General features: G+C 40.0%; 17 protein-coding genes. All 17 read right to left on the bottom strand.

The features are described 5' to 3' along the window. Positions 1–13: 13 nt before the first annotated feature. Positions 14–6,070 carry a ZmpA/ZmpB/ZmpC family metallo-endopeptidase gene (locus tag KV696_RS03295; protein WP_219966835.1) on the bottom strand — a complete coding sequence of 2,019 codons (6,057 nt, stop codon included), beginning with the start codon at positions 6,068–6,070 and terminating at the stop codon, positions 14–16. 2 nt (positions 6,071–6,072) lie between these two features. Beyond that, a complete protein-coding gene (locus KV696_RS03300; protein WP_219966836.1) occupies positions 6,073–6,636 on the bottom strand; it encodes a TIGR01440 family protein in 564 nt (187 codons plus the stop codon). A 114-nt stretch (positions 6,637–6,750) separates the two neighbouring features. Continuing rightward, positions 6,751–8,442: a cache domain-containing sensor histidine kinase gene (locus KV696_RS03305; RefSeq protein WP_219966837.1), complete on the bottom strand. Its 1,692-nt coding sequence runs from the start codon at positions 8,440–8,442 to the stop codon at positions 6,751–6,753. Beyond that, positions 8,439–9,176 carry a response regulator transcription factor gene (locus KV696_RS03310; RefSeq protein ID WP_219966838.1) on the bottom strand — a complete coding sequence of 246 codons (738 nt, stop codon included), beginning with the start codon at positions 9,174–9,176 and terminating at the stop codon, positions 8,439–8,441. The genes KV696_RS03305 and KV696_RS03310 overlap by 4 nt, the downstream gene beginning before the upstream one ends. Before the next feature lie 70 nt (positions 9,177–9,246). Next, positions 9,247–10,359 carry a peptide-methionine (R)-S-oxide reductase MsrB gene (gene msrB, locus KV696_RS03315; RefSeq protein ID WP_219966839.1) on the bottom strand — a complete coding sequence of 371 codons (1,113 nt, stop codon included), beginning with the start codon at positions 10,357–10,359 and terminating at the stop codon, positions 9,247–9,249. A 9-nt stretch (positions 10,360–10,368) separates the two neighbouring features. Beyond that, positions 10,369–10,932 carry a redoxin family protein gene (locus KV696_RS03320; RefSeq protein WP_219966840.1) on the bottom strand — a complete coding sequence of 188 codons (564 nt, stop codon included), beginning with the start codon at positions 10,930–10,932 and terminating at the stop codon, positions 10,369–10,371. 13 nt (positions 10,933–10,945) lie between these two features. After that, positions 10,946–11,656 carry a cytochrome c biogenesis CcdA family protein gene (gene ccdA2 / locus KV696_RS03325; protein ID WP_219966841.1) on the bottom strand — a complete coding sequence of 237 codons (711 nt, stop codon included), beginning with the start codon at positions 11,654–11,656 and terminating at the stop codon, positions 10,946–10,948. A 165-nt stretch (positions 11,657–11,821) separates the two neighbouring features. After that, positions 11,822–12,370: a GNAT family N-acetyltransferase gene (locus KV696_RS03330; protein WP_219966842.1), complete on the bottom strand. Its 549-nt coding sequence runs from the start codon at positions 12,368–12,370 to the stop codon at positions 11,822–11,824. Positions 12,371–12,579: 209 nt separating this feature from the next. Beyond that, complete coding sequence (gene nadE, locus KV696_RS03335; RefSeq protein WP_219966843.1) at positions 12,580–13,404, bottom strand: ammonia-dependent NAD(+) synthetase; 825 nt, start codon at positions 13,402–13,404, stop codon at positions 12,580–12,582. Then, positions 13,401–14,861: a nicotinate phosphoribosyltransferase gene (locus tag KV696_RS03340; protein WP_061654019.1), complete on the bottom strand. Its 1,461-nt coding sequence runs from the start codon at positions 14,859–14,861 to the stop codon at positions 13,401–13,403. The genes nadE and KV696_RS03340 overlap by 4 nt, the downstream gene beginning before the upstream one ends. A 115-nt stretch (positions 14,862–14,976) precedes the next feature. Further along, on the bottom strand, positions 14,977–15,465 hold the full coding sequence (locus KV696_RS03345) for a DUF6773 family protein (RefSeq protein WP_219966844.1): 489 nt from the start codon (positions 15,463–15,465) through the stop codon (positions 14,977–14,979). Continuing rightward, positions 15,455–15,664 carry a helix-turn-helix transcriptional regulator gene (locus KV696_RS03350; protein WP_001107500.1) on the bottom strand — a complete coding sequence of 70 codons (210 nt, stop codon included), beginning with the start codon at positions 15,662–15,664 and terminating at the stop codon, positions 15,455–15,457. The genes KV696_RS03345 and KV696_RS03350 overlap by 11 nt, the downstream gene beginning before the upstream one ends. 378 nt (positions 15,665–16,042) lie before the next feature. Beyond that, complete coding sequence (locus KV696_RS03355; RefSeq protein WP_219966845.1) at positions 16,043–16,771, bottom strand: hypothetical protein; 729 nt, start codon at positions 16,769–16,771, stop codon at positions 16,043–16,045. Between the two features lie 15 nt (positions 16,772–16,786). After that, on the bottom strand, positions 16,787–17,632 hold the full coding sequence (locus tag KV696_RS03360) for an ABC transporter ATP-binding protein (RefSeq protein ID WP_219966846.1): 846 nt from the start codon (positions 17,630–17,632) through the stop codon (positions 16,787–16,789). A gap of 178 nt (positions 17,633–17,810) precedes the next feature. Then, positions 17,811–17,969: a hypothetical protein gene (locus KV696_RS03365; RefSeq protein ID WP_219966847.1), complete on the bottom strand. Its 159-nt coding sequence runs from the start codon at positions 17,967–17,969 to the stop codon at positions 17,811–17,813. A 45-nt stretch (positions 17,970–18,014) separates the two neighbouring features. Continuing rightward, positions 18,015–18,425 carry a GNAT family N-acetyltransferase gene (locus KV696_RS03370; protein WP_219966848.1) on the bottom strand — a complete coding sequence of 137 codons (411 nt, stop codon included), beginning with the start codon at positions 18,423–18,425 and terminating at the stop codon, positions 18,015–18,017. 98 nt (positions 18,426–18,523) lie between these two features. After that, positions 18,524–19,888: an amino acid permease gene (locus KV696_RS03375; protein ID WP_219966849.1), complete on the bottom strand. Its 1,365-nt coding sequence runs from the start codon at positions 19,886–19,888 to the stop codon at positions 18,524–18,526. Positions 19,889–19,901: the final 13 nt, after the last annotated feature.

The following is a 19,901-nucleotide window of genomic DNA, read 5'->3' on the forward strand; positions in this document are numbered from 1 at the left end:
TGAGAGATTTCAATTATTTAAAGATTGAAGTTTTAAAGCTATTTGTTTGTTGAAGAAGTTTCTTGAAGATTTTCTCTTTAAGTGATACGGTATTATCAAATTTAACTGAGCCATTATTAAGAGTTGCTTTATCTTTATCAACGGCAGCAGCAAATGCATTCTTCAAGTCTTCGTAACTACTGTATGTAGTACCATCGATTGTAACTGGGTTAAATCCTGCTTTCGCTTTATCAACTACTTCTTTGAAGTATTCTTTCTTCCAATCTTCTAGAGTATTAAATTTACCATCAGAAACTTTCTTAATGATAAAGTCATCACCTAGAGTAGCATGACCAGCCTGTTTAGACTCATTTTTCAGCATGTTAGAAGCGTAGTTTAAGAAGCCTTTTTCATATCCAAAGTAACCCCACATACGGAATGTGTTATGTTTGAATGACATAGAGCCTGGAGCTCCTTCACTTGTATTACCACCATAGATACCAGCAGTGATAGGCACCGTTACATAGGCAGAGCCAAATCCAGTTGGGTCATAAGTACCATTACCAGGACCGTGTTTGGTCATGAAGTTCTTATCTACTAGGTCGTTAACAGAAGTTAAGTTATATTCTTTTTCTTCTGCATTCAAATCACGAACCTCATCGTATTGGTTCTTCGTATTAGCGTTACGTAATTTCTTAGCAACTTTCTTGAACCAAGCGTTGTTTAGTTCTTTGCTGCCTTTATCAAGAACGGCTTCTCCTTCAAGGTAATCAAGAAGCATAAGTGTATCATTGAAACCTTTCATGTAATGATCGATTTCAGCGCGAGATGTAAGGTCATTTGGATTTGTGTTATACCATTGATTTCCGTCATTTGGACGTTCGTATGCCATGTTTAATCCAAGTGCTTTGAAGTCACCGTTTGGACTTGTTTCAGCAGGAGATTGTAACATACCTTGTGCGAATGCTTCTAGGTCAGTACCTTCACGGTGTCTAGAACCACCTAAGTAAACCATACGGTCGTTTACGTGAGTCGTTTCGTGAGTGAAGGCTGAGATACCGAAGTCACTGATCATATCAGTAACCATGAAGAATACAGAATCATCTTTATAAGGGTTGCCGTAAATACGAGCTACAGCTCCCATACGCCAGTCAGTAGCATGGTAACGACCTGTTGGTCCGTACAATTCACGGATAGGCGCTACATCCTTACCGCTATTCGTATGTCCGTATTTATCTGTGCTGATTCCTTTATAGTTTTGGTTATCTAACACAGGAGTTGGAACCATGTTATTGCTCTTAAGGAGTTGATTACGAACTTTATCTAATGATAAGCGAGACCAGAAGTCTAGGTAATTTTGTTGACCTTTAGCGACTTTATTGATTTCAGCTTTGAATGCTTCGCGTTCTTCTGCAGTATTCTTGCCGTATTTTTCAAATGAACTGTAAGCCATAGTATTATATGTTGAGATTAAGAACATATGCGCATCTTTCAAGTTAAGAAGTGGTAGAATCATCTTACCATGCATGTCGTTGTTTAATCCCTCGTAGGCTCTGTGTTTCTTATCAGCAAATTCAGGAGTTGTTGTTTTAGGTTCAACGATATATACATTATCTTTAGTAGCTTTTATGAACCAATCGTTTAAGTCTGTATCACTTGTGAATAGACGCATATTATAGTCTAAGAAACTGTTTAACTCGCCTACACCGATAACTCCACCGATCGTTTCGCGATAAGCTTCTAAAGTTCTATCACCTTTAATGTTACTTTCTTTCGAACCAACCTTAATCAAGAAGTCTAACACATTAACATTCTTACCATAGAAGTCAGGTTTGAATAGCATTAATTCTTTAATATTAAAGTCATCGAATTTAACGCCGTAGTAACGGTTGAGGTAAGATAATCCAAGAAGAACTGCAGCCTTATTGTCATCAATTTTCTTAATCAAGGCACGTTTAGCAGCTTCATCAGTATTCAGTTGGTGATCTTCATTTTCTACTAACTTCGTAACGAATTGAGTAAGGTTATCTTTAACGTACTTGAAGCTTTCTTCTAAGTATAAATCCTTAATTGCATTGACTTTGTTGCCACCAGTTCTACCCAAGTGTTGGTAAATCGGGTCAGATTGCAATTCAACCGGACTTAACTTGCTTTCGATAGCGCTGATTAAATCTGAACGATCTTTAACCACCATATTTGGTGTATAAACGACTTCACCAAGCTCAGCGACACTGTATTCTTTCACTTGTTTAACTTGAGAGTTCTTAGGAGAAATCGTAAAGATGTCTTTTGTCTTATCTGCGTAGTGAACCAAAATATGGTCGGCATCTGTAAGGTCTGTGACAAAGTCATTGCCTTTCATTGCAGTTACAGACAATACTTCTTTGGTCATTAATGGACTATCAGCAGCTAATTTATTTCCTTGATTTACAATCCATTCTTTGTTGTAGAACGGTTGAAGTTTTTCAACATTACGATAAGCAAGCTCACGAGAAGCATCATAGTCATCAATATTTTTGTATTGATCAGCTTTACTTACAATATTGTTCAGTTTGTCTTCAATAGGAAGTGTGCTTTCGAATTTATCAGCAGTGATTCCCATTTTAGCAATTAATTCATCAGCTTTTTCTTTAGTTATGCTAGGAATTTTTTTAGAATTTTTATAAGTTGTTTTACCTTCACTTACACCCTCAACACTGTAGTTGCGCTTCGTTCTAGAGTATGTAAAGTAATCATCAGCATCAATATCAGAGTGACCAAAGACCATTTCACCAGTCTTAACTTTCATCATAGTGATGTTGTCTTCTATAGCCCCTAGTGCCCAGTTAGTCCCTAACAGTCCACCAGACATAACGGCTTCTTTGAGTTCAATAGAGCCTTTTGCTACAGAGTTTCGAAGAGTACCTTCTTTACCTAAAGTATTGTTGTTACCACCGTTTTGAGATGAATATACAATTCCGGCAGCCTTAGCTTTGTTACCTGTGATTTCAGCATCAACATAAGCTTTTTCTACAATACCTTTCCAGTTTTCACCGACGATACCTGTTAAGTAACCACCTCGATTTCCAGCAGCGTGTACTTTACCGATAAATGCAACGTTACTTAATTTTCCACTACCATCAATTTTATTGATAACACCAGATACATCATTATTACCAACAACGTTACCTGTTACTTTAATGTTTTCTACAGTAGCATTATTTTTGATAACATTTGCTATCGGTGCAATCCTATCAGTCCCTGACATGTCGATATTTACATTTTCAAGTAGTAAATCTTTAACAGTACCACCGACAATATCACCGAATAAAGGTCTGTTCATATTACTAATGGTAAATTTATTACCGTCAGTGCTTGTTAATGTTCCTTTAAAAGCATTAGTAACATAAGATTTTCCTGCTGGTTTAACGTTAGCAGCATTGATATTGCTACCAAGCTTAAATGTGCCAGTCGGGTCTTTTTGCATAGCTTTTACAAGGTCGTCAAAGCTATAATATACATCACCTTCGTGTGTTTTTTGTTTTTCAAAGTAATGAACATACTCTTCGCTCAGTGTGTTGTCAGCATTCCGTTGAACTAAGTCTGGTGCTTTGGCAGTGACCTTATATAAAGTTTTTCCGTCTTTTTCTACTTCTTCAATCTTGTCAACAGCAAGTCGTGTAACCTTGTTGTCGTGAGTGGTCACTCGTAGATAAAGTGGGGCAACATCAGCTGGTTTTTCTGTAAGCAAACTAGTATCTGTTTCATTACCGTCAGCGTCCACACTCATCAAGCTTGTTTCTTTGATATTTTTGATTTCAACTTTTTTGAGGTCAATTCTTAGAGGTTCTTCATTCAGAACTACTTCCTCATCGCCTTCACCACGGTCATAAACCATCTTAGTTTCAATCTTGTAATCTTTGTAGTATTGCAAATCTGTCAGGCTAGCTGTTAAGTTGTCAGGTGAAACATTCAATGTTTTCACAATCTCATCACCTTTTTTCAGAGTTAAGGTGATAGATTTAATGGCTGCCTTGCTTGGATTTTCTAGACTGTATTTAACATCTGAAATACGTTTCAAATCCTTAGGTTCAACTGCAGTGAGGGTCAATACTGGTTTTTCAAAGGTCTTGGTACCCCGTTTCAAAATTCGGTCTTGAGGGGCCTCAAGGATTTCCTCTGTTACTTTTGGTGCTTCCTCAGTCTTAACTCCTTTGATAGTATTAAAGGTCTTAGTGATTTTTTTCTGACCTTCTTTACCTTCTTGAGCTACAACTTCTAAACCTTTTTTCAGTTGAGCATCTTCTTCAATCTTTTCTTCGAATGGAATCTTTTCAAGGCTTTCCTCTACAAGAGTTCCTTCAATTGGTTTTGTACCACGGCTTACCTGTTGGTTTACAGGTTCCTTGGTTACTTCTGTGCTAGTTGAAAGAACTTGGTCAGTTTTAACACCTTCTACTGTTTTATAAGTTGTTTTAGTAACTTGACTACCTTTTTCACCATTTCTTACGACAGTTTCTTCGTCCGTATACTTGGTTGGATCCTCAGTCGTTTCAGTTTTGTAGTCTAGGTCTGTAGTCGATGTTTCAACAAGGGTTCCCTCGATTACTTTGTACTCAGGTAACGGTTCTTGTACAAGAGCTTGACCTGCTTTACCTTCCTCTTGTGTACCTTTTACTTCGATTGGAGCTTCTGGCAATTCTGGCTGTGTGAGAGCTTGACCTGCTTTACCTTCTTCTTGAGTTCCTTTAGACTCTACTATAGCTTCTGGTAGTTCCGGTTGCGTTAAAGATTGACCTTCCTTACCTGCTTCTTGAGTTCCTTTAGACTCTACTGTAGCCTCTGAAAGTTCTGGCTGTACTAAAGCTTGGCCTTCTTCGCCTGCCTCTTGAGTTCCTTTTGCTTCTACTGGGGCTTCTGGCAATTCCGGTTGTGTTAAGGCTTGGCCTGATTTACCCTCCTCTTGAGTTCCTTTTGCTTCTACTTGAGCCTCTGGCAATTCTGGCTGTGTTAGTGCTTGACCTTCTTTGCCTGCCTCTTGGGTTCCTTTAGCTACTTGGTGGCTTGGTTCAGTTTGTGGTACTGGAGTTGGGGCAGGTTGCACCTCTTTCTTAGTTCCGACTGCAATGACTTGCGGCACAGGATTTTGAACCACTTGGTCTTCAATGACTTCTCTAACTTCTTGACCATTGACCATCGATACTTTAGTTACAAGACGACGCTGACCCTTTACTCCTGCTGTGACGATACGAGTCTTTCCTTCTGCTAGATTCGCATCTGGACTTGTGACCGTTTCAAAAGGAATCTCCACCAAGCTCTCTTCCTGTCTAACCTGAGGCTTCTCAGAAACTGGTTTTTCTTCAACAGCAGGAGCAACTGGAGTCTCTACTACAGGATTCTCAACGATAGTTTCTGAAGCAACAGCAGGTCTTTCTTGAACGACTTCAGTTTTCTCGATTTCTTTTGAACTTTGCTTTTCGACTGGCAACTGAGGCTGTTCAGCTGAAGCTGGTCTTGATGGATGGAGTTCCGCTTCCTTGAAGTATCCAATATACTCATAGCCATCAATGTGGATAATCCCTTCAGCCAAGCCTTCATGTGTAGAGGCTGAAATAGTTTGGTTATAAGAAAGCAATTCTTTATTTTCAAATGCAAATGTCCCGTAAGGTACAAAGGTACTGGCTCCTAAAGAACCAATCAAGAGAACACCTAGAACTTCTCTACGACCTTTTTTAGACACCAAAAAGACTGCTAGAGAAGCCGTTGCCAAGCCAAGGCCTGCTAGAGCGACTTCCTTACTTCCTGTGTAAGGAAGTTGTTGACTGGTAGTTGCCTTCTTACGATAAACTACATAAAGAATATCTTCATCTTGAAATTCTGTTGGAACCTCATGATGAATCAGGGCTTTTTCAGACTCGGTCAATTCCTGCTCCGCCAAATAACGGTAATGAACGCTATGAACTCCACCAACTTCATTGGCTTGTACCTTATCTACTGAAAGGGCACTGGCACCAAAAAGGAAGGCTCCGATGGCTACAGGACCGACCCCAACAGTTAGCTTACGAATTGAATATTTTGTGATTTTTTCTAGTTGCTGTTTTGTTTTTCTCATTTTCACGACTTTCTAATAGAATCTTGTGGATAATGCGCACGCGCACCTCCAATTAATTTTGGACGACTAGCCAACGCCGTTACGTGGGCATGACCAATCTCTCTCAAAAGAGGGCGAATCGGAACCTGAACATGCTTGACATGCATGCCAATTGCAGTGTCTCCGATATCCAATCCAGCATGAGCCTTGATAAATTCAACCTCAACTGGATCTTGCATAAACTTGAAGGCTGCCAACTGACCTGAACCTCCTGCATGAAGGGTAGGAAGGACACTGACCATTTCCAGACCAAACTGCTCTGCCACCTGACGTTCAACAACGAGGGTCCGATTGACATGTTCACAACCTTGAACAGCTAGATGAATTCCTTTTTCCTCTAGGATATCTAGGATAGTCTTCACAATGATTTCGCCAATTTCTTGGCTGGATTCCTTGCCAATCTGACCACCTATCACTTCACTAGAAGAAAGGCCCAAAACAAAGATGGATTCTTGCTTCAAATTGGCCTTTTCCAATACATCTTTTACAATCTGGCTTGTTTCTCTTTGAATGTCTTTTTCCTTCATACTTGATACCTCTTTTGTCACTATCTATCATATCGTTTTTTCTTGTTTTTAGCAAGATAGACAACCTGAAAATCTTACTCCAACCTGCATAAAACTCCCAGAATTGACTGAGAGTTAGTTAGTTTCTATTCTATTTATGTATATTTCAACCGTCGTCCCTTTTGAGGGAATAGAATCGATCTTCATCTGGTAATGTTCTCCAAAATGAAGTTTGAGCCGTTGGTCAACATTTTGCAGACCAACTCCCCCACGTTTGAGCTGACTTTGACTACTATCGCCAGCAACTTGGAAGCCAACGCCATCATCCTCAATGCGGATGACCAAGCCCGAATCCTGTTTCTGGACAGAAACTCTAATATGTCCCTGACCTTCCTTCTCCTTGATGCCATGGTAAAGAGCATTTTCCACCAGAGGTTGTAACACCAGCTTGGGCAAGACTAGATGATCAAAGGCAGGATTTTCAGCAATCTCGTATTCCAGCTTATCCCCATAACGTTGTTTCTGGATAAAGAGATACTGGCGGACATGGTTGATTTCGTCAGACAGGTAAATCAAGTCCTTGCCTTGATTGAGCGCCAAGCGGAAGTAGGTCGCCAAGGACTTGGTCACCTGAACCACCCTCTGACTGTCCTGAAATTCAGCCATCCAAATGATGGTATCCAAGGTATTATAGAGGAAATGCGGATTAATCTGGCTCGATAGGGCTTGAAGTTGGTACTGACGGGTTGTTTCTTCCTGCCTGCGAATATCCGCCATCAGCTGATCAATCTGATCTAACATGGCATTGAACTGACGAGTCACTTCTCTCAGTTCATAGGCACCAGTTTCCTTGGCACGAAGATTCTGATTACCAGAAGCAATCTCCAGCATGGTATCTCTCAAATCCTTCAAAGGAGCAATCCAGCGCTTGAGACTGAACCACACCAAGCAGAGACAGGCAAGAAGAGAGGTGACACTGGCACCAAGCAAGGTCCACAAGAGCTGACTCCGAACCTGGTCTAACTTTTCCAGCGAGGACACACCAAGCACCGTCCAATCAGTTCCTGCAATCTGTTCCTGACTGACGTAGGATTTATGGTCAAGAGTATAGCCCTGCCCTGTCTCGATATAGGGTTTCATGGCCTCCATTTCACTAGCTGAGCTATAGACTGTGTGTTTAGGATGGTAAACAAATTCATGATTTTCATTGATGATAAAGGCAAAGCCCTGCTGACCCAACTGAAGCTGGTTGAGATAGGCTTCCAGAGTTTCGTAGGAAATATCCAAACGAAGCACGCCCAGATTAGCTCCCTTTGCATCAACAAGTTCTTGAGTGACAGAAATGACCCATTGACTGTCCGATTTACGAGCTGGAGTCAAAACTGGCTTAGCCCCCTGATGAATGGCCTTTTGGTACCAGTCCTCAGACATCATATCTGAGGAGGTTTTCATCTGCACACTGTCATCTGTAGAAATAACTTGGCCTGATTTTGTGACCAGAACTACCGTTTTCAAGTCTTGGTCTGCCTTCAAGATAGTCAAAAATAGATCTCTAATTCCCTTGGCCTTGTCTTGACTGGGATTCTCAGCATAGGATAAAACATCTGCCTGCTGGGTCAAACTAGTCGAGGTGGTTTCTAATTTTTTGATATAAGATTGGATAAAGTGGCTAGTTTGGCTGATAGTCGTCTGGCTATTGCCCTCAATGCTAGCCTCAATGGCTGAAGAACTAGATTGATAGTAGAAAGTCCCAACCAAAGCTAGAAGAATGAGAAAGACCAGAAAGATGGAAATAACCATTCTGACTAGGAGAGAAGAACGCTTCATCGACCTTCCCCCTTCTTAAACTGACGAGGTGTCACACCCGCAATCTGCTTAAAGCGTTGGGTAAAATAGTTCATATCTTCAAAACCAACCTTTTCGGCTATCTCATAAATCTTCAGATCTGTAGTTAAAAGCAAAAGCTTGGCTTGTTTGACACGTTCTCTCACCAGGTAATCCTGAAAAGGCAGGCCTAACTCTTTCTTAATCAAGGAACTCAGATAAGTCGGACTAAAGCCCAAGTCACTGGCCAAAAACTTTAAACTAAACTGGCTATCAGCCAGATGGGACTGGATTTTCTGAGCCATATTTCCCTCAAACTTATCAGTCAATAAATCTTGTAACTGCTCTTCCTTTTCTTCCTTATCCAACTTTTGCTTGATTTTCCCCAACATTTCCTCAATATCCTGACGAGAAAAGGGCTTGAGCAAGTAGTCGTCCACACCTAGTTTGACAGCAGACAAGGCATAATCAAAATCATCGTAGCCTGTCAAAAAAACTAGATGCACCTGAGGATAGGTTTCTCGGACCAGACTGGCCAACTGGATGCCATTTAGCTGAGGCATGTTGATATCGGTTAAAATGATATCCGGCACCTGCTTTTGTATCAATTCCCAAGCCTGTCTTCCATTTTCAGCCTGACCGATGATTTCCATATCGTAGGCTGCTACATTAACCAGCTTGGTCAAGCCTTGTCTTACCAGATATTCATCTTCTACGATTAAGATTGTATAGGTCATGCTCTACTCCTTTGTCACTTACTAGTATCAGTATAGCAAAATTCTCTTCTAACTGCTTAGGAAAGCCCTCTTAATCAACATAATCTAGTAAATAAGCGTAGCCTTTTTCTTCCATTTGATTTTTGGGAATAAAGCGGATAGAGAGACTATTAATACAGTAGCGCAAGCCCCCCTTTTCCTGTGGTCCATCCGTAAAGACATGACCAAGGTGAGAATCTCCAACTCGGCTCCGCACTTCCATGCGTGTCATATTGTAGGACTTATCTTCCTTGTAGGTGGCAACATCTGGACTGATGGGTTGGGTGAAACTAGGCCAGCCACAACCAGACTCAAACTTGTCCTTTGATGAAAAGAGAGGTTCGCCAGTTGCCACATCCACATAGATACCAGATTCAAATTTATCCCAGTAGCGGTTTGAGAAAGCCCGTTCTGTTTGATTTTTCTGGGTAACAGCATACTCCTCAGGTGACAGGGTCTTTTTCAATTCATCATCACTTGGTTTTGGATATTTGCTGGCATCGATGACGGGATAGGCCGCCTGATTGACATTGATATGGCAGTAGCCATTTGGATTTTTCTTGAGATAGTCTTGGTGGTAATCCTCAGCCACCACAAAATTCTTCAAGGTTTCCTTTTCAACTGATAAAGGTTGATCGTATTTCTTAGCCACCTCATCAAAGACTTGGTTAATCACCTCTAAATCCTTGTCATCTGTGTAATAAACACCAGTACGGTACTGGGTTCCCACATCATTTCCTTGTTTATTTTTGCTGGTTGGATTGATAATGCGGAAGTAATGAAGCAGGATTTCCTTGAGGGAAATTTGCTTGGCATCATAGGTTACATGGACGGTTTCCGCATGACCTGTTTGGTTAATCAATTCGTACTTGGTTGTCTCCCCTCTACCATTTGCATAGCCTGAAACGGCATCTGTCACTCCAGGCACGCGTGAGAAATATTCCTCCACTCCCCAGAAACATCCCCCAGCTAGATAAATTTCATGCAAGTCTGCATCTTTACTCACTTCTGTTTTTTTCACTGTTTTTCCTCCTTGGCTAACTGCCGCTTTCTCAATTTGCGAGCTATCTGTCTGCCCTGCATTTCGCATCAATAGAAAATAGAAACCGCTTATGGCTAGGAAAAAAATCCCTGCCAAAACAAACAATTTTACTTTATCATTCATGGCCTTTCTCTACTCCATTTCTTTCAATGTCTTTAAAATCATATCCTTATCCATAAAACCTGGTTGCGTTTTGACCAGCTTGCCTTCCTTGTCTATAAAGGCTTGAGTTGGGTAAGAACGGACACCATAACTTTCCAACAGTTTTCCTGATGAGTCAATTAGAACTGGGAAATTTTTATAATCCAAGCCCTTGTACCAGTTCTTAAAGTCAGCTTCTGCTTGTTCCCCCTTATGTCCTGGTGACACTACCGTCAAGACCACATAATCATCACCAGCATCTTTAGCGATTTCATCCGTATCTGGAAGACTAGCTAGACAGATGGAACACCAAGACGCCCAGAATTTAAGATAGACTTTCTTGCCCTTGTAATCAGACAAGCGATAGGTCTTGCCATCTACTCCCGTCAGTTCAAAATCAGCAACCGCCTGACCTTTAGTCGCAGTTTGTGAACTGACTTGTTCTGTTTTGGTTTGCTCCTTCATAGTAGATTCGTCTGACATATTTTTAGCAGAACAAGCTGTCAAGCAACAGATTGAGCCTACTCCAAGGAGACATGTTTGCCATTTTTTCATTTCTTCTTCCTCTCTATTCAAATAATGTAGTCAAAATGGAAGCATTTCCCAAAAGCACCAAGATTCCCATCACGATAATGAGGAAACCACCTACTTTTTTGAGGGTTCCGAGGTAGGGATGAAGTTTTCGGAAATGTTTCAAAACATAGCTGGAGGCAAGAGCTAGAACCAAAAATGGTAGCGCTAGACCCAGCATATAGATTAACATGAGACCAGCTCCCTGCCAAGCACCTGAACCACCTGAAGCCGCCAAGGCTAAAACAGAGGCCAGAACCGGTCCCACACATGGCGTCCAAGCAAAACTAAAGGTCAAGCCCAGTAAAAATGCCTGACTATAGCCCTTACCCTTTTGCACCTGTCTCTTTAATTGTAGCCTTCTTTCCTTGTAAAGTCCTTGAAAATGTAAGACTTCCATCTGGTGTAAGCCCAAGAGAATGATAACCGCACCCATCACATACTGAAACCAAGAAGCATACAGCAAATTGCCTAAAAAACCAGCTCCATAACCCAGCAAGATAAAAATAAAGGAAATCCCCGCTATAAAGGCCAAAGTTCTCAATAGACTAACAAGTGAGATTGAAAATTTGCCACTAGAAGCCTGAGCACCATCTTTGTCATCCAACAAGACCCCTGCATAAACCGGTAACAAGGGTAAAATACAAGGAGAAAAGAAGGAAAGAATTCCAGCAAGAAAAACACTGATAAAAAAGATTATATTATCCATTGCCTTCCTCCATTCTTTGATTTGATAGGACTATTATAGCCCCAAAACTCCAGAAAAAACAGGGACAATGATAGGGAAAAATAGGAATTTAATCAGGTTATTTAGAAATCTTACAAAAAAAGCCAGACAAGGTCTGACTTTGATGGAAACTGAAAAGAAAATTTACTAGTCTTCCCTACTTATCTGATAATAAATAAGGTCCGCAAGATAGCCTTTTCTATCTACACCATTGGTAATAGTCTTTAGATAGGACATTCCAGCCTTCTCCATGACACGACCTGAAGCTGGATTGAGACTGGCATAACGTGCTCTGACCTTTTGAAAACCTGCTTGAGTAAAACAAAAGTCCAAGACAGTTTTTAAAGCCTCTGTCATAATCCCACGTCCCCAGTAAGCTTTGCCTAGCACATAACCAATTTCACAAGAAGAATCGTTCTCATCTATTGTAACGATGCTGATATCTCCTATAACTTTCTCCGGATTTTCTTTGAGACAAATGGCCCATTTGTAATAGTTGGGATTTGTATAGGAGGTAACCCAATTACGAATGGAGTTTCGAGTCACCTCGACATCAGGATGAGGATCCCAGGTGACGTAGGTTAGATTCTCAGCAGATGAAGCCCAATTCTGAAACATGGCTTCTGCATCACTTTCCACAAATCTTCGCAAGATTAAACGATCTGTCTGTAACGTTTGCGTACCGATTGATTTCATGACACTACCTCGCTTTCTGATAGATGATTCTCTGCCCAACCTCAATTTAAATTTACTTTGCTTTTGAATTTCAAGGTAATAAACTAAAAAGGTCCACCGGACCTTCTCTCACTTTCTTATTTCAAGGTGAGAGGCTGAAAACCTCCACTGGAGGTTATTCTTGCTTCCCAGTTTCTAGGCAAGAAGCTAAAAAGGTCCCCCGGACCTTTTTACTCCCAAAAGTTATCGAATACAGTGATGGGTAGGTGGCGTTTGTGTTGGCCTTTGTGCCACCAGTTTTCGATTCTTGCTTGGGCTTCTGGGCTGATTGTTTTGCCTTCTAGGTAGTCGTCAATCTCTTCATAGGTGACTCCGAGGGCTACTTCATCAGCTAGACCTGGTTTATCTTCTTCTAGGTCTGCTGTTGGGATTTTTTCATAAAGTGCTGGGTCTGCACCAAGTTCCTTCAATAGTTGTTTTCCTTGGCGTTTATTGAGGCGGTAAAGAGGGAGAATATCCGCACCACCGTCACCAAACTTGGTAAAAAAGCCTGTGATATTTTCCGCAGCATGGTCTGTCCCAATGACCGCTCCGCTATGGGAACCAGCAAGGGCATACTGAGCAATCATACGGCAACGAGCCTTGATATTGCCCTTGTTAAAGTCTGAAACAGAGCTACCTGTCGCTTCTACTGCAGCTGTCATGGTATCAGCTGATTCCTTGATATTGACGACTAAACTGACATCAGGCTGGATGAAGGCTAGGGCTTTTTGAGCATCTGCTTCATCAGCTTGCACTCCATAAGGCAGGCGGACAGCGATAAATTTGTAGCTATCATCCCCTGTCTCTGCTCGCAGTTCTTCCATGGCCAGTTGAGCCAATCGTCCTGCTAAGGTTGAGTCTTGTCCTCCAGAAATTCCTAGTACAAAAGTTTTTAGGAAGGGATGCTTTCTCAGATATCTTTTTAAAAAATCAATGGAACGACGGATTTCTTCCTGGGCATCAATCACCGGTTTGACACCTAGCTCTTGGATAATCGTTTCTTGCAAACTCATTCTTCTTCTCCTTCACCGAGGGCTTCCTTACGCATTTTGTCAATCAAATCCATCTTGTCTTGCCATACATCACGCGCCAAATCGACTGGATAGTGCTGCGGATTGAGCACGCGCTTGTACTCATCCCAAAGCTTGTCAAATTCCTTACGGGCATAAGCCTGAATCTCAGTTAAGCTAGGCAGGTTGTAAATCAATTTTCCGTCTTTGAAGATATCCACCAAGAGAGGCACGGCATCAAAATTACGAACGGTCTTCTTGATGTAGGTATAAGTCGGATGGAACATCTTGATTTCTGTCATGTCGCTTACATCTACGCCATCATAAGTGATATAATCGCCTTCTGACTTGCCTTTTTCACGACTGGTAATACGCCACACCTGCTTCTTACCTGGCGTAGACACTTTTTCAGCATTATTTGACAGCTTAATAGTATTGCGCATCTGGCCATTTTCATCTTCGATTGCAACAATCTTGTAAACTGCCCCAAGAGCTGGCTGGTCATAAGCTGTAATCAGCTTGGTACCCACGCCCCAGACATCAATCTTGGCCTTTTGCATCTTGAGGTTGAGGATGGTATTTTCGTCCAAATCATTTGAAGCATAAATCTTAGCCTCTGTAAATCCAGCCTCGTCCAGTTGCTGACGGACTTTCTTGGAAATGTAAGCAATATCCCCAGAGTCAATCCGCACACCCATAAAGTTAATCTGGTCACCCAGTTCACGCGCCACCTGAATGGCAGCTGGAACTCCAATGCGAAGGGTATCATAGGTATCCACAAGAAAGACGCAATTTTTGTGGGTCGCAGCATAAGCCTTGAAAGCTTCATAGTCATTTCCATAAACCTGAACCAAAGCATGGGCATGGGTTCCCAAAACAGGAATGTCAAAGAGTTTACCAGCGCGCACGTTGCTGGTTCCATTGGCTCCACCAATCACCGCTGCGCGTGTTCCCCAGATAGCCGCATCCATTTCTTGAGCCCGACGTGTCCCAAACTCCATCAAGGGTTCATCTTCGATGACCGAACGAATACGAGCTGCCTTAGTCGCCACCAAGGTCTGGTAGTTGACGATGTTCAAAAGAGCCGTTTCGACCAACTGACATTGGGCTAGAGGACCTTCCACCTGCACAATAGGCTCATTAGCAAATACCAAATCCCCTTCTTGGGCAGAACGAACGGTCAATTCCAACTTGAAATTGCGGAGGTAGTCCAAGAATGCCCCATGATAACCTAGCGACTCCAAATAGGCAATATCACTATCTGAAAAACGCAAGTCTTCAAGATAGCTCACAATTCTTTCCAAACCTGCAAAAACCGCATAGCCATTCTTAAAAGGCTGTTGGCGGAAATAAACCTCAAAGACCGCCTTTTTATTGTGAATTCCTTGGTCAAAGTAAACCTGCATCATGTTGATCTGGTACAAGTCCGTGTGCAATGTCAAACTATCATCTGGATACATACTTTTCCTACTTCCTTAGCTAGAAACCCATGAAAATTTTCAAGAACTTTCATGTATTCCAATAAATTAGTACTATTATATCACATTTTAGCTGGATTGAGAAAAGAGTAACAAGCTATTCACCACTCTCCAGTTCATCCATATCTTGTTCAAACTTTTTCTGAGCCCATTCACCATAGCTCTTCAGACCAAGATTGCCAATAAAGACCCAGGGAAGGTAAATGACATAAGTAATTGCCCAAGCAGATAGATATTTAACGTTCAAAGGATTGTGCTGATAAATTTCTATGTTGAATTGATAATTCTGTAACATCAAAAGAGCCGTAATAGCCAAGGTTAGGGAAAAACAACCTAAAATCGTAAAATGAAAACGACTATAGTAGGTCACTCCCAGATAACGGGCACGATTGAAAAAGAAGAAAATTCCTACTATCAGAGTATAGACTAGAAAATTCGGATTAAAAAGAGATGGAGCCAATACAGCCACCAAATAGCTTAGAAGCACAAGCCCAATGAAGAGGGAAAAGGATTCTGCCCCAGCTTTATTGATTAGTTGTTCTTCTCTTTCGTCAAGTAATTGATAATGAATGAATTTATTTACCATCTTCTTCCTCCCAAAATAGTTGGTCTAGGGTTTTTCCTAAACATCTGCAAATGGACTGGCAAAGCGAGAGACTGGGATTGTATTTTCCCGCCTCTATCAAACCAATAGTCTGGCGCGTCACCCCCACAGCCTCCGCCAGTTGACCTTGTGTTAAATCAAGCTCAACACGAGCTAATTTTAATTTTAAATTTTTAGCCACCTGCGTCCTCCTTATAGTTTTAATACTCATCTACTCTTAAAAAATCCAAAACCAACACAAGCTGTCAGCTATTTATTATAACCTCATTAATTAGCACTCCAATATTATCTTCAGCCTAAAATCAGTATGTTGGATTGTTTGAAATAAACTTCCTAGTTTGCTATTTGATTTTTTGTTTAGTATTAGCTTTAGTAGGGTCTTTTAAACGAGTTTTGATTGCTTATATTTCTTATTTAGTTGATTTCATATCACTATTATATAATGCTTTTGGAAATGAGTCTAGCATAAGACAAAAACGTGTACACAACAAGAGCAGGAGCATAGCAAGATGACTGATTTTTGCTGGATTTTAAGTCTGCAAAATAATACTAAATGAAACTAAAATGAATACTCCTTGCTTTTCTTGAGAGTGAACAAGTACAGTAAAATGATTGTAGTGATTACCACAAGATACTGACTAATAGACATCGTATTTGAAGCTACAAATACAGGTAAAGAATAAAAAGGAAGAAGTTCAATTGCTTTGATAAACAAATCATTACTAGTATTCATCATAATCGTATTTAATATATTAGGGATAAAGAGTAGTAAAGCTACTAAAATACCAAATACCAAGCCACTTTTCAATTTGTATAAATAGAAAATGTAAGATAATAGAAAATAAAATAGGACTAACAAAATTGTATTGACTACAATGGCTACTATAAAATCTAATCCTAAATCACCTGGAACACCCAATTTACTTACGATGACTAGTAGCACAATGCCATTCAAAGCATAAATAATGGAAACTGAGATGGCATATAGAAAATTAGACAAGACGTAAATCATCCGATTCTTCTGTTGATTATAAAACAAACTTATCGTATTGTGGGAAAAATCTCTACTAATGACTCGATTAGCATGTATAACAGCCATTAACATACCGAGCATAGCATAAAAGTTTGAAATATGCTTAATACCAAGCGATGTCCCTTGAGTCTTTAGAATAAAGAATGTAACCAATATCGGCGGTATAAACGAGATAATCAAACCGAGATATATTACGCCTGATGAAAATAAATCTCTTATATTTTCCTTAAGAAAATTCAATTTATTTAATTTCATGATTATAACCTTCCTTTATTTTGAACGATTTAGATAAATATCTTTAAGCGTCTCTTTTTTAGTTTCAAAATCAACTACTTTAATAGAGTTTTCGTTAAAAAATTTAAAAAGCTCACTACTTTGAATATTCCCAGACATAGTAATTTTCAGTCCCTCTTCCTGAACAATATCCCCAAATTCTTGTTTGGTAATGAAAATGTCTCTATCTGTAGCTGATGAAAAAGCTATCTCAAACAAGCAATTATGACTATCTTTTCCTACTTTTTGAAATATCAAAAGCTCGTTCTCCAAGAAAAGAACCCTCTCACAAATTTCTTCAATATCTTCTAATTTATGACTCGATATTAAAATTCCCACATTTTCATGTAAAGCTAAATTTTTTAGAACCGCTAAAACTATTTGTGATGATTCAATATCTAAACCATTAGTCGGTTCATCTAAAATCAATATATCAGGTTCCGTAACGAGAGTTAAAAGCAAAGCTAATTTTTGTTTTGTACCCAAAGAATAGGTCTTTACTTTTTTATTAATAGACTGACTCAAATCTAACTCTTGGATCAAACTTCCAAATCTTTCTTGATTGTAGTCAACACCATATAAATTTGACAAATATTTTAAATTCTCTAAACCTGTTTTAGATAAAAATAATTTTGGTTCTTCGATTAAATACCCAACATTATCACTACTTATAATATTCCCTAAAGTCGGTTGATTATTCTGAACAAGAATTTTCATCAACGTACTCTTACCAACTCCATTTCTCCCTACTAGACCAACAATTTCACCCTTATTAAGTGCGAAATTTATATCTTTGAGAATGATTGAATGACCATAATGCTTACTTACATTTATAACTTCCATTTTTTATTCCTCCATTAATATTCTCGGTTTTCTCTTTGATTCTCATTAATTTTAAAAAGTTGCGCCTCTTTTTAACAACATTATACCATATATCTAACTTAATGCAATATATAAATGTCATTTTGTAAAATTTTATTAACAAAAAACTCTCTACCATAAAAAATAGAGAGTGTTAAGTTTAAATATAGGATTTCAAAATATCGACGACATCACTTCTTTTCTTAACCTTATAGACCTTGCTTCCCAATTTCTCAGCTGCGATTGTATTGTCCTCAATATCGTCTAGAAAGACACAATTTGTAGAATTTAACTGGTATTTATCGAGAATCCTCTTCATACTTATGTCAAGAACCCCTCTTTGCCTTATACTTTCATATTCTCCTTACAAATCCTTTTGGTAATAATATCTTTGCCCAATGTAGGGATAGTCTTGTAACCTAAAGACTTCCTTGTAGCCATGCCTTTTATAAAAATCTGGAGCTTGAAACTGGTAGGTATTGACAAAAGCAAAACGACAGTTTCGATTCTTAGCTTCAGTTTCTGCTTGCTGCAATAGTTTTGAACCGATTCCTTGCCCTCGCAGTTCCTCTTTTACAAATAAATACTCGATTTCTAGCCAATTTCCAAAAGTCTCTGCTATCAAACCTGCAAGGAGATTGCCCTTTTCATCTTCGACATAAAGATTAAGTGGCTCACTTTCAGCCTCTTCTCTTTTTGAACGATTATAAGCACGAATCAGATTCCCTATTTCTTGCGCTTTCTGAGACTCCTTGTTTTCCAATCTAAAGTACATGTAAACCTCCTCGAAACGATTACAGCTTGATTATAGTCCTATTTCAATAGACTGTCAAACTAGAAAAACCCACCAACCTTAGTTGATGAGTTTCAAATCTATTTTCTAAATTTCCACTGGCTATAAATCCCGAAACCGATAATCCAAATAGCTGAACCGATTGCTCCGACAAATGTAGACTCTTGTAAAAAGAGGGTTACAAAGACAAAGGCAAAGAAGAGCATGGTTAAAGGATTTAGGAAACGATAATGGGGCATGAGATAACCATCTACCATAAAGTCTGGTGACTTGCGGTATTTAAGGTGAGCCAGCATAATCAAGATATAAATGGCGATATAGACACCTGATGATGATGCCGTAATCAAGGCAAAGGCATCGGAAACACCTGGCAATACGTTGATAAAGGCTGCTAGGGCAATCAAAATTGCTGAGGCGATGATGGCATTTTGTGGTACGTTGTGACGGGAAAGAGTATCTGCCTTGATAGCCTTTAAGAATGGATTGGGCGAATCATGGGCAATCTGATACAAATGACGACCTGTTGAATAAAGGGTTGAATTAAGAGCAGATGCTGCTGACGTCAAAACGACAAAGTTAATCAAGGCCGCTGCCCACTTGATACCTGCCAATTCAAATACTGTTACAAAAGGAGAATCAGCCGATGCAAGTTCACGCCACGGAATGATAGCCATGATGGCTAAGAGGGCACCACCGTAGAAAAAGGCGATTCGCAAAGGAATTTCCTTAACGGCTTTTGGCAAGACCTGACGTGGATTTTTGGTTTCAGAAGTTGTTACTCCAATAAACTCAATCATTAGATAAGCAAAGAAAACCATCTGAAAGGCCATGACAAAGTTCACTCCACCATTTGGGAAGAGGGAGAAATTATCGGCGATATTGGCCAAACTTGCTACTCCATGTGGTGTCTTAAAGCCTGTCAAGACCATAAAGACCCCTGTTGCAATCATGGCTAAAATAGCCACAATCTTGACCATAGCAAACCAAAACTCAACTTCTCCAAAGAGCTTCACCGCAATCAGATTGACCAAGGCTAGAATGGTCAAAAATCCAATCTCAATCATCCAACTTGGCCAAGTTGGGAACCAAAATTGCACATAATGTGCGATAGCAGTGATTTCCGCCATACCGATAAAAACAACGGATAGCCAATAGGACCAAACTGAGAAATAACCCCAGCCCTTACCTAAATGGCGCGTGATAAAGTTGATAAAGGTATGTTGCTCAGGATCTTGGTAGAGCATTTCCCCAACCGCACGCATCATGAGGAACATAAAGGCCCCTGTAATCATATAAATCAGCACAATGGAAGGACCTGTTAGGCTAATAGAGCGACCTGCTCCCAAAAAGAGTCCTGTTCCAATTGTTCCCGCAATGGCCATAACCTGCACGTGACGATTGGTCAGACCACGCTCCATCTTATTTTTTTTCTTCTTTGAACTCATATCGTCTCCAATT

Source organism: Streptococcus humanilactis, from assembly GCF_019448275.1.
Classification (GTDB): domain Bacteria; phylum Bacillota; class Bacilli; order Lactobacillales; family Streptococcaceae; genus Streptococcus; species Streptococcus humanilactis.